General features: G+C 69.1%; 17 protein-coding genes. 5 read left to right on the forward strand and 12 right to left on the reverse strand.

Features of this window, described 5'->3' with window-relative positions; translation table 11 throughout:
* Positions 1–37: 37 nt before the first annotated feature.
* From B079_RS0109110 to B079_RS0109135, 6 genes are all read right to left on the reverse strand, one after another.
* Positions 38–772, reverse strand: a complete 735-nt coding sequence (locus tag B079_RS0109110; RefSeq protein ID WP_420705761.1) for an alpha/beta hydrolase — start codon at positions 770–772, stop codon at positions 38–40.
* Between the two features lie 98 nt (positions 773–870).
* Positions 871–1,467 carry a PspA-associated protein PspAB gene (gene pspAB / locus B079_RS0109115; RefSeq protein ID WP_018545477.1) on the reverse strand — a complete coding sequence of 199 codons (597 nt, stop codon included), beginning with the start codon at positions 1,465–1,467 and terminating at the stop codon, positions 871–873.
* Positions 1,468–1,469: 2 nt separating this feature from the next.
* Positions 1,470–2,390 (reverse strand): zinc metalloprotease HtpX, encoded by a 921-nt coding sequence (gene htpX, locus B079_RS0109120; protein ID WP_026248504.1) that lies wholly within the window; start codon positions 2,388–2,390, stop codon positions 1,470–1,472.
* Positions 2,391–2,528: 138 nt separating this feature from the next.
* Entirely contained in the window at positions 2,529–3,887 is a 1,359-nt protein-coding gene (locus tag B079_RS0109125; protein ID WP_018545479.1) for a hypothetical protein, read from the reverse strand.
* 56 nt (positions 3,888–3,943) lie between these two features.
* A complete protein-coding gene (locus tag B079_RS0109130; RefSeq protein ID WP_018545480.1) occupies positions 3,944–4,123 on the reverse strand; it encodes a hypothetical protein in 180 nt (59 codons plus the stop codon).
* Between the two features lie 14 nt (positions 4,124–4,137).
* On the reverse strand, positions 4,138–5,535 hold the full coding sequence (locus B079_RS0109135; protein ID WP_018545481.1) for a hypothetical protein: 1,398 nt from the start codon (positions 5,533–5,535) through the stop codon (positions 4,138–4,140).
* 180 nt (positions 5,536–5,715) lie between these two features.
* Here B079_RS0109135 and B079_RS0109140 point away from each other — a divergent pair, with 180 nt between their 5' ends.
* Positions 5,716–6,675, forward strand: coding sequence for a hypothetical protein (locus B079_RS0109140; RefSeq protein WP_018545482.1), 960 nt, complete (start codon positions 5,716–5,718; stop codon positions 6,673–6,675).
* Positions 6,676–6,827: 152 nt separating this feature from the next.
* On the forward strand, positions 6,828–7,421 hold the full coding sequence (locus B079_RS0109145; RefSeq protein WP_026248505.1) for an ALF repeat-containing protein: 594 nt from the start codon (positions 6,828–6,830) through the stop codon (positions 7,419–7,421).
* A gap of 86 nt (positions 7,422–7,507) precedes the next feature.
* Here the strand turns inward: B079_RS0109145 and B079_RS0109150 are convergent, their stop codons facing one another.
* A complete protein-coding gene (locus B079_RS0109150; RefSeq protein ID WP_026248578.1) occupies positions 7,508–8,326 on the reverse strand; it encodes a class I SAM-dependent methyltransferase in 819 nt (272 codons plus the stop codon).
* 1,435 nt (positions 8,327–9,761) lie between these two features.
* On the opposite strand from B079_RS0109150, the gene B079_RS0109160 reads away from it, so the two are divergent.
* Positions 9,762–10,259, forward strand: a complete 498-nt coding sequence (locus tag B079_RS0109160; RefSeq protein WP_018545485.1) for an ATP-binding protein — start codon at positions 9,762–9,764, stop codon at positions 10,257–10,259.
* Positions 10,260–10,565: 306 nt separating this feature from the next.
* On the opposite strand, the gene B079_RS0109165 is transcribed toward B079_RS0109160, so the two are convergent.
* Positions 10,566–11,039, reverse strand: coding sequence for a hypothetical protein (locus tag B079_RS0109165; RefSeq protein ID WP_234016768.1), 474 nt, complete (start codon positions 11,037–11,039; stop codon positions 10,566–10,568).
* Between the two features lie 189 nt (positions 11,040–11,228).
* Here B079_RS0109165 and B079_RS35475 point away from each other — a divergent pair, with 189 nt between their 5' ends.
* A complete protein-coding gene (locus B079_RS35475; RefSeq protein ID WP_018545488.1) occupies positions 11,229–11,456 on the forward strand; it encodes a hypothetical protein in 228 nt (75 codons plus the stop codon).
* A gap of 609 nt (positions 11,457–12,065) precedes the next feature.
* On the opposite strand, the gene glnA is transcribed toward B079_RS35475, so the two are convergent.
* Positions 12,066–13,475, reverse strand: a complete 1,410-nt coding sequence (glnA, locus tag B079_RS0109175) for a type I glutamate--ammonia ligase (protein ID WP_018545490.1) — start codon at positions 13,473–13,475, stop codon at positions 12,066–12,068.
* 211 nt (positions 13,476–13,686) lie between these two features.
* On the opposite strand from glnA, the gene B079_RS0109180 reads away from it, so the two are divergent.
* Positions 13,687–14,154 carry an RDD family protein gene (locus B079_RS0109180; protein ID WP_026248507.1) on the forward strand — a complete coding sequence of 156 codons (468 nt, stop codon included), beginning with the start codon at positions 13,687–13,689 and terminating at the stop codon, positions 14,152–14,154.
* A gap of 84 nt (positions 14,155–14,238) precedes the next feature.
* On the opposite strand, the gene B079_RS0109185 is transcribed toward B079_RS0109180, so the two are convergent.
* The 3 genes from B079_RS0109185 to lipA form a co-directional block, all read right to left on the reverse strand.
* A complete protein-coding gene (locus B079_RS0109185) occupies positions 14,239–14,946 on the reverse strand; it encodes a DUF4191 domain-containing protein (protein WP_018545492.1) in 708 nt (235 codons plus the stop codon).
* Between the two features lie 75 nt (positions 14,947–15,021).
* Complete coding sequence (locus B079_RS0109190) at positions 15,022–15,219, reverse strand: hypothetical protein (protein WP_018545493.1); 198 nt, start codon at positions 15,217–15,219, stop codon at positions 15,022–15,024.
* 291 nt (positions 15,220–15,510) lie between these two features.
* Positions 15,511–16,476, reverse strand: coding sequence for a lipoyl synthase (gene lipA / locus B079_RS0109195; RefSeq protein ID WP_018545494.1), 966 nt, complete (start codon positions 16,474–16,476; stop codon positions 15,511–15,513).
* Positions 16,477–16,483 lie beyond the last annotated feature (7 nt).

Below are 16,483 nucleotides of genomic sequence, written 5' to 3' on the forward strand. Positions count from 1 at the left end.
GCCCAGCCTGCCCCATGCCCCACGCCGATGCCCCCCCTCAGCTCGGCAGCCCCTCCAGCAGCAGCCTCGCCAACTCCCCGCAGTCCTCCGGGTGATCCCGGAACCACAGTCCCAACCTGTGCTCGGCGTCCGGGAGTTCGAAGCGCATGTACTGCGCCCGCGCCGCCAGTGCGTCCTGCACCGCCTCCGTCACGGCCCCCGGGATCACCGTGTCCGTCCCGGGCACCACCAGCACCGCCCGCCCCTCGTACGACCGCAGCACCCCGAGGGCGGGGGAGGCGCGCCAGCTGTCCGGTGTGCGGATGATCTCGGTGAACCGGCCGTCCCCTGTACCGAAGGGCACGTCCCAGGCGTCGGGGGCGTACACCGCCGGAGCGCCCAGGCCGAGCGCGGCGACCCGGGAGCCGTAGTGCCGTACGAGATCCGCCACCGTCTGGCCGCTCATGCTGAAGCCGACGAGGATCAGCGGCGCGTCCGCCGGGGCGTGGGCGTCGATCACCGCGACCGCCTGCTCGTACCGGCGCCGCAGGCTCAACTCCGCGAGTGCACCCGTGCTTTCGCCGTGCCCGGAGAAGTCGAAGGCCAGCGCGTGACAGCCCTGCGTAGCGAACTCCTCGGTCAGCGGCAGGAGTCGGGCCTTGCTGCCGGTGCCCGCGCCGTGCAGCAGGACGACGGTGGCCCGTCCCGGCACCGCGCCGGTCCGTACGACACTCAGCCGCTCGCCGTCGCAGGCGTAGACGGATTCCCCTTGATCAAGAGAGAGTTCGCGCATGCGGGCCATTCACTCACACGACTCACGCACCTGAGACGAGCCACGAGCCACGAGCCACGCCTCCGCGCCCCCGGCCGCGCACCTTCACCCGCGTACCCTCACCCATTCATCCCCGGCGCGTCCCACAACGGGAACCACCGCGACGTGTCCGCCTCCACCCGCAGATCGTTCTCCAGCGCCGACGCCAGCTGGAGTTCCATCGCGTTGTCGCGGGACTGGCGCCCGGCGTGGGTGCACAGCGGGTAGAAGCTGCCGCGTTTGTAGAGGTAGACGAGGGCGAGGGAGCGGTCGTCGGCGGGGTTGTCGCGGGTGAAGGTGATCAGGGAGCACAGCAGCTGGGGGCCGAAGCCGTTGGCCTCCATGGAGCTGTTGACCGCGTGCAGGTCGTTGACCAGTTCGGGGAGCTGATCGGGGGCGCGGCGGGAGACCAGCCAGGAGTAGCCGTAGGAGTCCTGGACCAGCTCCACCCGGGGCCCGGTGCGGTCGCTGTCCGCGTCGAGAAGCGCCCGCACCTCGCGGTGGGTCTGCTCGAAGGCCGCGCCCTCGACCGTCGCGAAGCACACCGCGCCGGTGCCGGTCGGCGTGAACCCGGAGACCACCTCCAGCGTCACCGCCGCCGACGGCAGCCCGAACAGCCGGTCCAGATCCGGCGGCACCGGCTTCGTACGCCCCAGGAGAATGTCCAGCAGCCCCATGCTCAGCCCGCCGACTCGGGGGCCGCCGCCTCGCCCAGCTCCGCCGAGATCCGGCCCAGCTGCCGCAGCCGCTGCTCCAGCGTCGGGTGGGTGGAGAAGAACCGCTCGATGCCGGGCTCCTTGCCGGTCGCCGGGGTGAAGTAGAACGCGTTGAACGCCTGCGCCGTCCGCAGATCCTTCGTCGGGATCCGGGCGATGTCCCCGGAGACCTTGGTGAGCGCCGACGCCAGCGCCGAGGGGCGGCCGGTCAGCTGCGCGGCAGCGCGGTCGGCGGCCAGCTCGCGGTAGCGGGACAGCGCGCGGATCAGCAGGAAACTGATCGCGTACACCGCGACCGAGACCCCGATCACCGCCGCGAACACCGCCGCCGTGTTCTGATCCCGGCGCCCCGAGCTGAACAGCGACGAGTAGAACGCGAACCGGACGATCAGCCCCGCGAGCACCCCGAGGAACGACGCCACCGTGATCACGGCGACGTCCTTGTGCGCCACGTGCGACAGCTCGTGCGCGAGCACGCCCTCCAGCTCGGCGGGCTCCAGGCGCCGTAGCAGCCCCGTGGTCACACAGACCACCGCGTGATCCGGGTTCCGCCCGGTCGCGAACGCGTTCGGCATGTCCATGGACGACACGGCCACCACGGGCTTCGGCATGTCGGCCATCGCGCACAGCCGGTCCACCACCGCGTGCAGCTCGGGATACTCCTCCGGCTCCACGACCTTCCCGCGCATCGCGAACATCGCGATCTTGTCGGAGAACCAGAACTGCGCCACGAACAGCGCACCCACCAGCACGACGACCAGCAGCCACGACTTCAGCAGCACGATCAGCGCGGCCACGAACCCCACGTACAGCAGCCCGAGCAGAAACAGCGTGACCGTCATCCGCACGGTCAGCCGCCGATCACTCCGAAAGCGGCTCCGCATCTCGCATCACCCCGCACTCAGCGCCCTGTGCTGTCCAGTGTGCACCCGCGGTGGCCGATGCGGGAGCCGCGATATGACCCGGAACCGGCAAAATCATCACCGGAACCGGCAAAACCATCACCGGAACCGGCAAAACCGTCAAGCGTGAGTGTCCTGCCGCCGGCCCAGAGCGCCCAGGAGCAGTCGGCCCCGCTCCAGCAGCCCGGCGACCTCCGGCTCCGACCGGGCATACGTCCCGGGCCAGTACGTCCCCCACCCCGTCGCCCGCCGTACGACCTGCTCGGCCCGCGCCCGCAGCCGTACATCCCCGTCCTCCAGCAGCGCCACCGCCGCCCGCAGCCGGGCCACCTTGCCGTGCGCGTCCAGCAGCCGCCACGCCGAGACCCGCTCCCACCGGGGCCGCTCCGCGTCCAGCCGCCGCAGCAGCCACTCCGCGCTCAGTGCACCGGCCGACGGCAGCAGCGCGCGCGTGGCCGCGCCGACCACGCCGGGTGCCGGATCGTCCAGGAGCCGTCGCATCCGCGGTACGTCCGTCACGCCCAGCACACGCAGCCCCGCCACGGCCCGCGCGCGTACCCCCGCCTCCGGATGGTCCAGCAACGGCCACAACAGCTCGGCGTCCGCCCGCTCCCCGCACTCCGCGAGCCCCACGGCGGCGCCGGGCGGGGGTGTCGGCTCGGCGCAACGCGCCCGGTACCAGGGGAGAGGGTCGCCCCCGAGCTGCCGTACGACGTACCGCGCACAGGCCCGCACCAGCCCCGACCGGTCCGCGAGGAACTCCTCGGCCCGCTCCCTTCGGCCCAGCCGCCGCAGCGCGGTGACTCCGGCCGCCCGGACCCGGGGAGCGCGGGCGCCGAGCAGCACGTCCACCACCTCCGCGTCCGTGGTGGCGGCCAGCGCCGCATCGGCACACAGCCCCTGTACGACGGCGTCGTCGTCGAGGGCAGCGGCCCAGGCCAGCCCGGCAGGCGGGAGAAGCCCCTCCTCGACGGCCAGCCGGTACGCGAACCGGCGCGCCGGACGGTCACCGGACTCCAGCAGCGGCCCCGGCCCCTCCCGGCGCAGCACCTGGTCGAGCAGCCCGAGGGCGAAGTCCCCGCGCTGCCGGTCGGCCAGCCGCAGGACCAACGGCGCGAGCCGCACCGCGGCCTCCGCGTCCAGCGCCTCCACGAGCAGCTCCCGCGCCCGCTCCCGCACCGGCTCGGCCCAGTCCGCACACCGCACGGCCACCAGCGGAAGCAGCGCCGCCCGCCCTACGACCCGCTCCAGCGCCCGCCGCCGGACCCGCCCGTCCCGATGACAGAGCGCGACCGCCAGCTCTTCGTCACCCAGCGCCTCACCCGAGCCCGACTCCAACACGGCCAGCACCCGGAACCCGGCCCCGTAGTCACCCGGCCGGTACCACCCCTCGACCCGAACCCGCCGATCCCACTCCACCCAGTCCATCGGCCCCCCACCCTCGAGCAGCCACCGGGCCTCCGCGATCCCCACCTGCATGCGTTCCCTCGTTACTCCACACTGTCCTGCCTGGACTTCTGCGGTGCAGTCTGCCGTCAGCTTCGGTCGTCCTCGTCGGTGGCCTCCTCCGCACGACCCGCCAACTCCTGGCGCACCCGTCGCCAAGCCCGGATGATCCGCGGCAACCTGCCGAGTACGTCGTCGATCTGCGTCAGCAACACGGTGACGCACCCGAACGCGGCGAGGATGGCCAGCGTGATGTCGTCCCACCCCATCGCGCGGCCTGCCCTCACAGCCCGAGCAACGCGTGGTCGGCGAGCCAGTCGAGTGCGGCCACGCCCAGCCGGTCCGGCGCCTCCCGCAACGCGGATTCCACGGCCGGCAGTTCGGCCAGGGCGTCGGGGGCGTCCGACCGGTCCGACTCGGCGAGTCGCTGCATGACGGCGGCCACGACTTCGCTCCAGCCCGGCATACCGAACTGGTCGGGGTCTATCAGCGCGGCTGCGGCAGCTCTGTGCAGGACGCCTGCTCGCCAGCCCTGTTCGCGCATGACCTGCGAGGTGAACCAGACGCGGTTGTCGACGTTCCGCACGAACTCCTCTGTGGGCTGCCCGCAGCCTTGCAAAGTGAAGCTGGAACCACCTGCCCAAGGGAGAACGATGTCCGAAGCGACGGCCTGGAAGGCGAGCAACGCCTCGGGACCGCCCTCCTGGGCGGCGAGCAGCGCTTTCCGAGCCCGACGATAGAGGTCGACGCTCTGCGCGATCATCTCGCCGTCGCTCGGGCCGCTGTCGGCCTCACGGATCGTTTCCAACGGCCCGTCCCGCCAGGCGACGGCGACGAGCCCGACCGCTGCCGCGCTGACGAGCAGTTCGGTGTCGTCGGCATCCATGCCACAGTGCGTCAGCACGGCGATCATTTCCTCATCGTTGACCGTGCACGTCGGCTCCTCTGCCGTTGTCGGGCTGCCATGAATCCGGTCTTCCGCGCGGCGCTCGATCTCGATCCCGTGCTTGGCGAGGTCCTCGAAGACAGCGTCGGGTCCGCAGTCGATGTGCTCGGTCTCGTGCCGCCCGGAGCAGTCTTCGGGACAATCGAGTTCCCAGCAGAGTTCCGGTTGTGCGGGGGTGGCCTCGTTGATGAGGTGATAGGCCAGCCGGTCGGCGATCGCCTCTCGTGCGCCGATCATCTCCAGGTGGAGCCGGAAGTCCGCGTCGCGCAAGGGGTCGTCCTCGGCGTCGACGGACGCCGGAGGCTTGGGGATGTCCTCCGCGACCCAGGCGTATGCCGACTCCAATGACACAAGGAGCAAAGCGGCCTGAAGGGGTTCCACCGTGCCTTCCTCCGTGAGCCGGGTGACGGCTTCAGCCGCCTCGCGGACGCTGGCGAGATCGGCCAGGTACCGCTCGCATTGTGCGTCCCACAGGGCTGCTTCGGTTCTGGCCCGCTCGGCGTCCCGGACCAGCCGGGCATCGCGGGACCGGCGCGCAGTCCTTATCAGCCGACTCAGGCAGGGGCGACAGCCGAACAGCCCGGACGTCGGGGTCGGGCCGAGGGGCACGGGACCGAGGTCCTTGCCGAACGGCGCGGAGCACAGACAGCACTCCAAGGCCCCCACCTGGCGCGACGTGGGCACGGTGGGCAGGGCGGCTCGTATGGTGGCGTAGGCGTACGCAGGGATGTGCATGTGCGGCAACTCCTTGGACGAAGGCGCTCCGACAGCGCCTTCTCCATGCTGACCTGGCCGGTTGACCGCGAGTCACGGTTTGGCGGGTGGCGCTGCCAACTTGACGAAAGCTGACTCGGCTCTCGCCAGGGCCCCTCTGCTGCCGACGAAACTTGACACCTTGGATCAGGAGGAACACACGTGGCTGTGCCCATCTCGCCCCAGCCGACCGGCGCGCACAAGGAATTGGTCGATGCCCTGGGTGAGTTGTACCGCGCGGCGGGGCGCGTGAGCTTTCGCAAGGTGAGCACACTCATCCGCAGCCATGACGACCGGCTGTCGGATGCCAGTCACGAGAGTGTGCGCTCCGCCCTCAACGGGATACGCGTGCCACGTTGGGAAACCGTCCGTGACATCGTCGTCGTTCTGGCCGGATTGTGCAGCCCACCTCGGGACGCGGACTCCGAGGTGGCCCGCTTCCTCCCCTTGTGGCGGGCGATAAGCGAAGGTGAAGCCGGTTCGTTGAAGTCGTTCCGGGAAATCCTCCACAGCGGCTGGGGAGGTGAGGATGGCAAGTGGACCCCGGAGCTGGTCATGGGGATGCTGGTCAACCCCTTCACCGCCATCGAGATCGATCCGTCGCTCGCGGTTCCTCACGAGCCGGTGGTGTCCGAGGACGACTGGGTCCACGTGATGATGAGGTTGATCGAGGAACAGGGCGCCGAACACGCCTTGCGTGTCCTCCTGCACACGCTGAAGGGCGACTACGTAGGGGCCGAGGCGGGAGCGCCGTACGGCTATCAGAACCCCGACCGGGAAGTGATGGAGGCCATCGCGGTATTCCGGTACGGCTGTCAGGAGATCCGTCGTCGCCTCAGCCGCGAACCCAACCTCCTCGCGGAGTCGATTCGAGCGATGCATGCCGACGAGACGATGAGCCGGGACGAACGTGCCGAGATGCTTGAGTTCGAGGCGGACATGAGCCTCATGCGTGAGGTGATGATCGTGACTCCCGACACCTGGGACGAGGTCTCCGAAGACGCGCAGCACATGGTCTTCGGGTACTTGATCAAGCAGATCACCCCCGTGGGCTCCCACCGCCGGACCGACGCCGAGCGGTTCCAGATCACCTGGCGGATACCGGAGCCGTCGGCCGACTGAGCGCCGCGGCCTCCCAGTGCCATCGCCGCGCCCGGTAACGGCAACGCGTTGCCCCGAAGACTGCATGGTTCAGGCAATGATCTTCGCCGTCACCCCTGGCATCATCACCCCGCTGTGTCAGATCGCGACTACGACTCGAGGTGGTTGATCCCGTGAGGCTGACCCGTGTGACGCTCGCTGTGGCTGCCGGGGCGATGGCTCCGGCGTTGCTGTTCGCCACGCCCTCCTTCGCGGCCGGTGGCGCGGCCCCCGTGGCGGCCGTCGCCGTCGCGGCCGATGCCGGGTCGCCGTACGACGACATGGACATCGACGATCTGCGGATCGCGATCCTCCGCATCCTGGCCGACCCTGACAGCGGCAAGCGCGTGAAGGAGGAGGCAGGCGCGCTGCTCGACAACGGGACCGCGGACGAGATGCGGGCCTGGCTGGAGACCGGGTACGCGCTGGCCCAGGGCGAGGACGACCGGGTGACGCTCGTCCGGCTGCTCGGTGACCCCGACAGCGGGAAGCGGGTGAAGCGGGAGGTCAACGAGCTGCTCGACCGTGACGACTCCGCCGAGATCCGCACCTGGCTGGAGTCCGGCTACCGGCTCGCCCAGGCCGAGGACGACAGCGTCGCCATCGTCAGGATCCTCGCCGACCCCACCATCAGCGACGCCCTGCGCGCCGCCGCGAACGCGGCCCTGGACGACGGCTCCCCGGAGGCCCTGCGCCACTTCCTGGAAGTCGGCCGGTACGAGGTCTGACAGGGGAGTGCCCCCGGCTCCGTACGCGGATACGGGGGCACTCCCGTGTCGTCGGCGTACTCCCGCTCTCCGCTGAGACAGCGGGGTCAAGAGCGGCACACGAGGACGCCCCCCAGGCAGGTGATCCGAAAAGAGCCGTGCCGCGCCAAGTGGTCGACGAGGATGGCGCGAGCCCTCTCGATGGTGTCCTGGAACGGGACGTCGTGCTGGTCCGCCCAGGCCTGGTAGGAGGACATGTGCGCGATGACCGGCTCGGGATCGTGAACGGTGATGGTGCCGGGCAGCTCGATCGTCTCGATGCGACCGAACGCTTGCCCAAGGAAAACAGGTGCCTTCTCCAGGGAGAAGCGCGCGCTCAGAGAGATGCGCGCCGGACCCCGTTTCGTGCCGAGGACATCACCGGCGGCCCGCTGCCACAGGTCGTCCAGCTCGGACTTGTCCCGGTCGCTGTTGGTCGAAGCGATGACGAGTCCATCGTCGACGACGACACGGGACAACTCCCGCACCGCCTGCGGGATGTCGGCGACGTGGTACAGCATGTGCATCGCCAGCGCAGCATCAACACTGTCCGCCGCCAGGGGCAACGCGGTCGCATCCGCCACGGCGACCGGGCCCGGAATACCGGAGACGATGCCGGGTGCGATATCGAGGCCCAGCAGCGCCAGGTCCGGCCTTTCCTCACGGAGCCGCCGGATGAACTTCCCGTTGCCACAACCGACATCGACCACCCGGCCACGCACACCGCGCAGCTCCTCGGCCACGATGCCGGGCAGGTCGTAGCGAGGCGTCTGCCACCGGTAGAGAGACTGGCGGGCCGCGAGATCCCGGTCACTGCTGTAGGCACTCCGCGCGAGACGGTCCCGGTCGGTGACGGCGGCGGTGTGTGCGGCGGACTGGTCGGTCACGGCGGCAGCTCCGGTCAGGGGGGCGGTGGTCGAGGCCGCGAGGGCGGCCGTGTGCTGGAGTCGTTCCCGCAAGTGGGCGGCCTGCACCGTCCCAACGTACTGCGGGCCCTTCAGCTCGCGGCCCAGGTCCGTGATCCGGCGCACGATGCTCGCCGACATGCGCTCGGGGGCGGAGCCGAGGACGTACTCCAGCATCACCTCCGTGCCCTCCAGGTCACCCAGGAGCAGGTGGCCACGGGCCAGATCGAGATGAGCGGCGTACAGGTCGCCGACCGACTGGTCGTCCTCCTCGGCACAGCAGTAGAGCTGGATCGCGGCCTTGGCGCTGGTGATTGCGCGCTGAACCTGCTCCCGCCCGCCCATCGCCAGTTGAGTCGTCCCGGCGTACGTGAACTGTTTCGCGCCCGGAAAAGCGAAGACACCAGGCATCTCGTCGTGGCCGGACATGGCATCACGGTGCCGCTCGGCATCGGCCAGGGCCGCGCAGGCGCCCGCGCAATCGCCTTGGAGGGCGAGCGCCCTCGCCTCAAGACTGGCCAGCCGGGCTCCGATGCTGCCACCGGCCCGGTGGTGAAGGCCGGCCCGGGCCAGCCGGGCCGCCTGATCGTACCGGCCGTTCCAGTAGGCGATCAGGGACTCGATCGCCCGCACCCACGCCACCATGCCCTCGTGCCCGGCCGCTTCTGCGCATGCCCGAGCGGTGCGCGCATGGGTGGCGGCGGAGTCGTAGGCTCCCATGTCGAGGCAGACGTGAGCCGACAGCCCACTCAATCTCGATGCCGCGACGTAGAGATCAGCAGTCTGGCGAGGACGTTGGCGTCCCCGCAGCAGCTCGTACACGCCGTCCCGCAGCTGCTTGATCTGCGAGTGCAGCTCCACCAGCGGATGGCTGACGTATGACCGGGCGAGCCACGCCACATCGGCTTCCAGTTGCTCGACGACGATCTCGTCGGCATTGCGCGCGGTGGCGAACCGCGCGAAGTCGGCGGACACTGCCGCATCGTCCGAGACGGCTCGGACGGTGAGCGAGTACGACCCTTGCCGAGAAGGCCGGTCCCGACGCTCCAAAGCCGCATCGGGCTCGCCCCTGCGGCTCTTGCTGACAGCGACAGCGCGGTCGAGCACCGTGACGTCGATGGAGAACACCCGTGCCAGATACCTTCGGGTGTACGGAACAGGGATACGAGCCTCGCGCTCGTAACGCCCGATCTCCTTGCCGGTCTTGGAGGCGCTGCCCTCTACGGCGTTGTACTCGTCTGCCACCCGCTGCTGGGTCCAGCCACGTTCAGTGCGTAACTGGGCGAGCAGTACGCCAATTCCTGATTCGCGCATCCCCTCTCCCCGGAGCCGCAGGTTGTGGCCCCCATAGTGGCCCCCGACATGGCCCCCGCGCTGGCTCCCGACCCAAATGAGTCCAGCCGCTTTCCTGTTGACCATGGCAAGCAAACTCACCGACGAGGTCCTCGACGCCTCGCAGGATCTCCCTCCGACCACGGAACTGCACCGCACTGCGCGCTTCCCCCGCCGCCGGACCACGCCACGCAAGGCGCGCACCTTCGTCGTCGCCACGCTCACCGAATGGGGCGAGACCAGCCGACTCGACGACATGCGGTTGTGCGCCTCGGAACTCGTCACCAATGCCGTGCTCCACGGAACGCCTGCGGGGCGCCTCGTCCTCGTGCGCGTCGACTCCTTCGCCGACCATCTGGTCATCGAGGTCCATGACGCCGGCGACGAGGTCCCGGCACAACGCGCGCCCGAGGAGTCCGACGTCGACGGGCGGGGCCTGCTGATCGTGTCGAACACGGCTGACAGGTGGGGTGTGAAGGAGCGGAAGGGCCCTGGAAAGTGCGTGTGGGCCGAGTTCGACCGTGCGGGGAGCAGAGTTGCGCCCGAGTCCCGCGATAACGGATGCGAGATTGGCACGGCATGATCACGTACCCGGGCCCACGGCTGACCCCTTCACCAACCTGTCTCGGCAGCGGGATGAGCTGACGTGGCCGTTCTCGTCTCAGCCCCGTGGCCGACGGGTGCGTCGTGTGGTTGTTCCCCTCCAACCCCTCTGTGTCTTCTTCCCGAAGCGAAGCGGCGAGGATTCGGCAGACCTCGAGTCGTTGCTTCTGGTCACAGCCCTGTAAAAGACGCTCCAGACCACGGAGTACGGCAACGTCTCGTCCACATCGCACGATGGCACGCAGCGCTCCACAAAATCCCAGCCCGAGAACCAGCACGACCAGGGTCATGATTCGTAACGCTTCTGGATTGCCTCGGTGACCTTTGCGGCGTTGCTGCCGTACAGACATGAACTGTGGCGCCTGAGAATCACAGTTCCATCGCCGAAGCCGATGGAGTTCTGGGAGAACAGTTCGATGGCCTTCTCCGGGGGTAATCCTTCGGCGAAACCCTGTGCCAGCAGATTCGCGCACACTACTTCTGCCGAGTCGCCGCAGCACCATTCGATCACGAGGTCACCCGGGTGGTGCACGTAGCAGTTCGCGAAACCGTGGGGCTCCGCAGCCCTGTTCACCAGTTCCGGGTGGCGAAGGATTCGACTCATCAGCGCATCGCGGACCTCAAGATCACCGATTCCCCTTGCATCCAGCCACTCGTCCGCTTCCTTCCGCTCATCGCTGGACATGCCTCGGGGGACTCGCTTCCAGAGAAGAACTTCGCCGTCACGGGCCGACGGAAGGCACATGGCGCCGTCGTCCATTCGCGTCACGGTCACCTGTGCAGAGGAGACCGCGTCGTGAAGCACCAGCCGCCTGCCGTCTCCGCGTACACGCAACCCTGGAACACCGCGTACACCGCCATAGTGGTGGTCGAACCGTGGGAGGAGTGCCCGGAGTACCGCATCAGCCATCTGAGGATCCAGGGCCAGGTGCAATCCCTGGTTACTTGAGTGGGCTTCTCGCACCCCGAGGAGAGCGCCGTTGAGTTGGCCATCTCTGAACCCGGCGGCGAGTACGTGAGCCATGTGCGCTTCAAGCCGACGCTGCTGGGGTTCGAGAGCGTCCGCGACCGGGGCAGCGGAGTAATAACTCACCTGCCGCGCGATTCTGTACGCTGTGGCGAGCTTGAGAGACGTCTGCCTGCGGATTTTCTTGGCAAGACGGTCGACATTCCCTGACCTGGACATACGCAGCCCCTTCCGTTTGCCGCCCGGCAACGGCAGGAGAGAGCGATCGCGTGTCCTGGAATGGTGCAACTACTTCAACTACGGGTCACTCTCAAGAGCCCACTGCTCGCCCCGGTGCCGGACCGGTTGAGGCGAGACGCACTGCCGTATCAGCGCCCCACCACGATACTCAACGCCGTACGTTCCGTCAGGAGAACCTTCACGCAGTGCCAATCACACGTGGTAGACGTGATGGCCTCTCTCGGCCACCTCGGCGGACTGACGGCGCTGCTGCTCGCTGGCGGTTCGATATTCGGGCGACGCCCGCATGGTGTGGATCTCAGGCCGGAGTGAGGGCCGGAAGCTGCACGTCCTGAGGGACATCACCCAGCACTGCCATGCGCTGTTCTTCGACAGCCCCCTGTATCTCCCCCAGCGGGCTCAGTCTTGGCAGGAGCTGGAACGGCTGCTGGACGAGCTTGAGACGCCTGAAGCTCAGAGATGAAGTGAGGGCGCGCGCCCTCAAAAGACCGTCGGCCGGCCCTCCCGTGCGGGGAGAGCCGGCCGACGGCCCACAGATGGCTCAGGGGAGCGGTTACCCGCTCTGGCCTGGGGCCGACATCACACGTCGTAGTAAAGCTCGAACTCGTGCGGGTGAGGCCGCAGCGCCAGCGGAGCGATCTCGTTCGTGCGCTTGTAGTCGATCCACGTCTCGATGAGGTCCGGGGTGAAGACGTCGCCCTGGAGGAGGAAGTCGTGGTCGGCTTCGAGGCGGTCGAGGACGGCGCCGAGGGAGGTGGGGACCTGGGCGACGCCCGCGTGCTCCTCGGGGGCCAGCTCGTAGAGGTCCTTGTCGATCGGCTCGGCGGGCTCGATCTTGTTCTTGATGCCGTCCAGGCCCGCGAGGAGCAGGGCGGAGAAGGCGAGGTACGGGTTGCCGGAGGAGTCGGGCGCGCGGAACTCGACGCGCTTGGCCTTCGGGTTGGAGCCCGTGATCGGGATACGCATCGCCGCGGAGCGGTTGCGCTGCGAGTACACCAGGTTGATCGGCGCCTCGAAGCCCGGCACCAGGCGGTGGTACGAGTTCACCGTCGGGTTGGTGAAGGCCAGCAGCGACGGGGCGTGCTTGAGGATGCCGCCGATGTAGTAGCGGGCGGTGTCCGACAGGCCCGCGTACCCGGCCTCGTCGTAGAAGAGCGGGTCGCCGCCGGACCACAGGGACTGGTGGACGTGCATGCCCGAGCCGTTGTCACCGAAGATCGGCTTCGGCATGAAGGTCGCGGTCTTGCCGTTGCGCCAGGCGACGTTCTTCACGATGTACTTGAAGAGCTGGAGGTCGTCGGCCGCGGCGAGCAGCGTGTTGAACTTGTAGTTGATCTCCGCCTGGCCCGCCGTGCCCACCTCGTGGTGCTGGCGCTCGACCTTGAGGCCCGCCTTGTCCAGCTCCAGGGAGATCTCCGCGCGCAGGTCGGCGAAGTGGTCCACCGGGGCCACCGGGAAGTAGCCGCCCTTGTAGCGGACCTTGTAGCCGCGGTTGTTCTCGACCGCGCCGGTGTTCCAGGCGCCGGCCTCGGAGTCGATGTGGTAGAACGCCTCGTTCGCGCTGGTGGCGAAGCGCACCGAGTCGAAGACGTAGAACTCCGCCTCGGGGCCGAAGTACGCGGTGTCCGCGATGCCGGTGGAGGCGAGATACGCCTCGGCCTTCTTCGCCACGTTGCGCGGGTCACGGGAGTACTGCTCGCCCGTGATCGGGTCGTGGATGAAGAAGTTGATGTTCAGCGTCTTGTCGCGGCGGAACGGGTCCACGCGGGCCGTCGACAGGTCGGCGCGCAGCGCCATGTCGGACTCGTGGATGGCCTGGAAGCCGCGGATCGACGAGCCGTCGAAGGCCAGCTCCTCGTCCGGGTCGAACGCCTCGACGGGCACCGTGAAGTGCTGCATGACGCCCGGCAGGTCGCAGAAACGTACGTCTACGAACTTGACGTCCTCGTCCGCGATGAACTTCTTGGCCTCGTCGGCGTTCTGGAACATCCAGCTCCTCCTACTCCCGGCCGTCCGGTCGGGGTGGCAGATCGGGTTCGTGCGGCCAGTGCGGTGGCACACGCTGGTTCCGACACTAGGGACGCGCGGTTTCTCGGGCGTGACTCGTTTGTTTCGCAGAAGTTAACCGGCCGCCCCTCCACCGTAGCCCCGGAACCCCCCTCCGCGCGGTGATCAAAACCCGGCACAGTACCGTGGACGGGTGGACAACAGGCAGGCAATGGGATCGTGGCTCTCCGGGCCCCGCGCGGCCATGGAAGAGGCGGGCGCGGACTTCGGGTACCGGGGCGAGCAGCTCGGGCTCCCGGAGGACGGTCCGAACTCCGTCGCCCGGCCCGGCAGGCGGCTCGGCGCGCTCGCCGTGGACTGGGGACTGTGCGTCTTGATCGCATACGGCCTGATCACCCACGGCAACACCCCCGCCACCAGCAACTGGGCGCTGCTCGTCTTCTTCGCGATGAGCGCGCTCCTGGTCGGCACCCTCGGCTTCACCCCGGGCAAGCGGCTCTTCGGGCTGCGCGTGGTGTCCCTGGAGACCGGCGTGGTCAACCCGCTGCGCGCCCTGCTCCGTACCGTCCTGCTCTGCCTCGCCGTCCCCGCCCTGGTCTGGGACCGCGACGGCCGCGGTCTGCACGACCGCCTCGCGAAGACCGTCGAGGTCCGCATCTAGTCCAGAAGCGGATACGAGAGTGGGGCCCGGCCGGGAGGACTTCCTCCGGCCGGGCCCCACTCTCGTACGACTACGAAAACCCCGTCAGCGGGACTTCGGGCCGCCGCCGCCCTTCGGCAGGCGCATCCCCTTGGGCATAGGCCCCTTCGGAAGCGGCATGTTGCTCATCAGGTCGCCGAGCGCGCGCAGCCGGTCGTTGGTGGCGGTCACCTGCGGGCCGGTCAGGACGCGCGGGTACTTCAGCATCGTCGTACGCAGCTTCTTGAGGTCGACCTGACCCTCGCCGGTGCCGACGATCACGTCGTGCACGGGCACGTCCGCGACGATGCGGTTCATCTTCTTCTTCTCGGCCGCGAGCAGGCTCTTCACCCGGTTCGGGTTGCCCTCCGCGACGAGCACGATGCCGGCCTTGCCGACCGCGCGGTGCACGACGTCCTGGCTGCGGTTCATCGCGACGGCGGGGGTGGTGGTCCAGCCCCGGCCGACGTTGTCCAGCACCGCCGCGGCGGCGCCCGGCTTGCCCTCCATCTGCCCGAAGGCGGCCCGCTCGGCCCGGCGGCCGAACACGACGGCAGCGGACAGCAGGCCGATCAGCAGGCCCGCGAAGCCGAAGTAGAACGGATGCCCGACCAGGAAGCCGATCACGAGGAGGACACCGAAGATACCGAGTGCGACGGCAGCCAGTACCAGGCCGATCGTCTTGTCGGCCTTCTGGGTCATCTTGTACGTGAGAGCGATCTGCTTGAGTCGCCCTGCGTTCGCGGCGTCCGCCGCGGTTTCCTTCCTCGCCATGCCACGAAGTCTACGTGGCCGCCGGGGCACTCTCGACGGCGGTGTCGGGAGGGTCACACCGGGGTCGGGAAGGGGTCAGAGACGGGCGGCGGCGCGGTCGAGAACCTGCTGGGCCTCGACGCGGTCCTTGGCCCGGCGGCGGTCCTCCAGGACCGACGTCCAGGCGTTGCGGCGGGCGGTGCGCTGACCGCCGTTCAGCAGCAGGGACTCGACGGCGCGTAGGGCGCCGCTGAGGGTGGGGATGGCGTTGGCGCGGACGGGTGCGGCCTGCATGATCGAGGTCCCCCCTCGGAGCGGGTGGAGTACGGGGCGTGATTCCAGGGTCACTGATTGGTGTTACCAGGGCGTGACCGACCGGTCAAACGCCAGTGAAGCCCTGGTGCGGACCCCGGGTACGACGGCGCGGCCCCGGCGGGTGCCCTCATCAGCGAGGACGGCCGGGACCGCGTCGACTCGGCCATTACTGGCCAGTAGGAACTTGTGCGTGAATTCACACGGCTTGCTCACACCGCTCGGGCGCCGCAGGCGCGCGTCCCGGGCGCGCGACCGGATGCGCCGGGTGCGTCAGACCGCCTGGCTGGCGACGAACGCGCCCCGCTTCTCGATCGCCATCTGGTACAGGCGACCGGCGCGGTACGACGAGCGGACCAGCGGGCCGGACATCACCCCGGAGAAGCCGATCTGCTCGGCCTCCTCCTTCAGCTCCACGAACTCCTGCGGCTTGACCCAGCGCTCGACCGGGTGGTGGCGCAGCGAGGGGCGCAGGTACTGGGTGATGGTGACCAGCTCGCACCCGGCGTCGTGCAGCTGGCGCAGCGCCTCGCTGATCTCCTCGCGGGTCTCGCCCATGCCGAGGATCAGGTTGGACTTGGTGACCAGGCCGAAGTCGCGGGCCTCGGTGATGACCTTCAGCGAGCGCTCGTAGCGGAAGCCGGGGCGGATGCGCTTGAAGATGCGCGGGACCGTCTCCACGTTGTGCGCGAAGACCTCGGGGCGGGAGGCGAAGACCTCGGCCAGCTGCTCGGGCACCGCGTTGAAGTCGGGGGCCAGCAGCTCGACCTTGGTGCGGCCGGCCGCGCGGTCCGCGGTCTGGGCGTGGATCTGGCGCACGGTCTCGGCGTACAGCCAGGCGCCGCCGTCCTCCAGGTCGTCGCGGGCGACGCCGGTGATCGTGGCGTAGTTGAGGTCCATGGTGACCACGGACTCGCCCACGCGGCGTGGCTCGTCGCGGTCCAGGGCCTCGGGCTTGCCGGTGTCGATCTGGCAGAAGTCACAGCGCCGGGTGCACTGGTCGCCGCCGATGAGGAAGGTGGCCTCGCGGTCCTCCCAGCATTCGTAGATGTTGGGGCAGCCGGCCTCCTGGCACACCGTGTGCAGGCCCTCGCTCTTCACGAGGTTCTGCATCTTGGTGTACTCGGGGCCCATTTTCGCCCGGGTCTTGATCCACTCGGGCTTGCGCTCGATGGGGGTCTGGCTGTTGCGGACCTCCAGGCGCAGCATCTTGCGTCCGTCGGGTGCGACTGCGGACACGACCGGC

Origin of the sequence: Streptomyces sp. LaPpAH-108 (genome assembly GCF_000373625.1) — a bacterium.
Lineage (GTDB): Bacteria > Actinomycetota > Actinomycetes > Streptomycetales > Streptomycetaceae > Streptomyces.

Bases quoted from the DNA above. Each gene is read 5' to 3' on its own strand.
- B079_RS0109135 (WP_018545481.1), bottom strand. From the start codon at position 5,535: ATGCACATCCCTGCGTACGCCTACGCCACCATACGAGCCGCCCTGCCC.
- B079_RS0109160 (WP_018545485.1), top strand. From the start codon at position 9,762: ATGGCAAGCAAACTCACCGACGAGGTCCTCGACGCCTCGCAGGATCTC.
- B079_RS0109165 (WP_234016768.1), bottom strand. From the start codon at position 11,039: ATGGACGACGGCGCCATGTGCCTTCCGTCGGCCCGTGACGGCGAAGTT.
- B079_RS0109125 (WP_018545479.1), bottom strand. From the start codon at position 3,887: ATGCAGGTGGGGATCGCGGAGGCCCGGTGGCTGCTCGAGGGTGGGGGG.
- pspAB (WP_018545477.1), bottom strand. From the start codon at position 1,467: ATGGGGCTGCTGGACATTCTCCTGGGGCGTACGAAGCCGGTGCCGCCG.
- B079_RS0109185 (WP_018545492.1), bottom strand. From the start codon at position 14,946: ATGGCGAGGAAGGAAACCGCGGCGGACGCCGCGAACGCAGGGCGACTC.
- htpX (WP_026248504.1), bottom strand. From the start codon at position 2,390: ATGCGGAGCCGCTTTCGGAGTGATCGGCGGCTGACCGTGCGGATGACG.
- B079_RS0109190 (WP_018545493.1), bottom strand. From the start codon at position 15,219: ATGCAGGCCGCACCCGTCCGCGCCAACGCCATCCCCACCCTCAGCGGC.
- B079_RS0109110 (WP_420705761.1), bottom strand. From the start codon at position 772: ATGCGCGAACTCTCTCTTGATCAAGGGGAATCCGTCTACGCCTGCGAC.
- B079_RS0109130 (WP_018545480.1), bottom strand. From the start codon at position 4,123: ATGGGGTGGGACGACATCACGCTGGCCATCCTCGCCGCGTTCGGGTGC.
- glnA (WP_018545490.1), bottom strand. From the start codon at position 13,475: ATGTTCCAGAACGCCGACGAGGCCAAGAAGTTCATCGCGGACGAGGAC.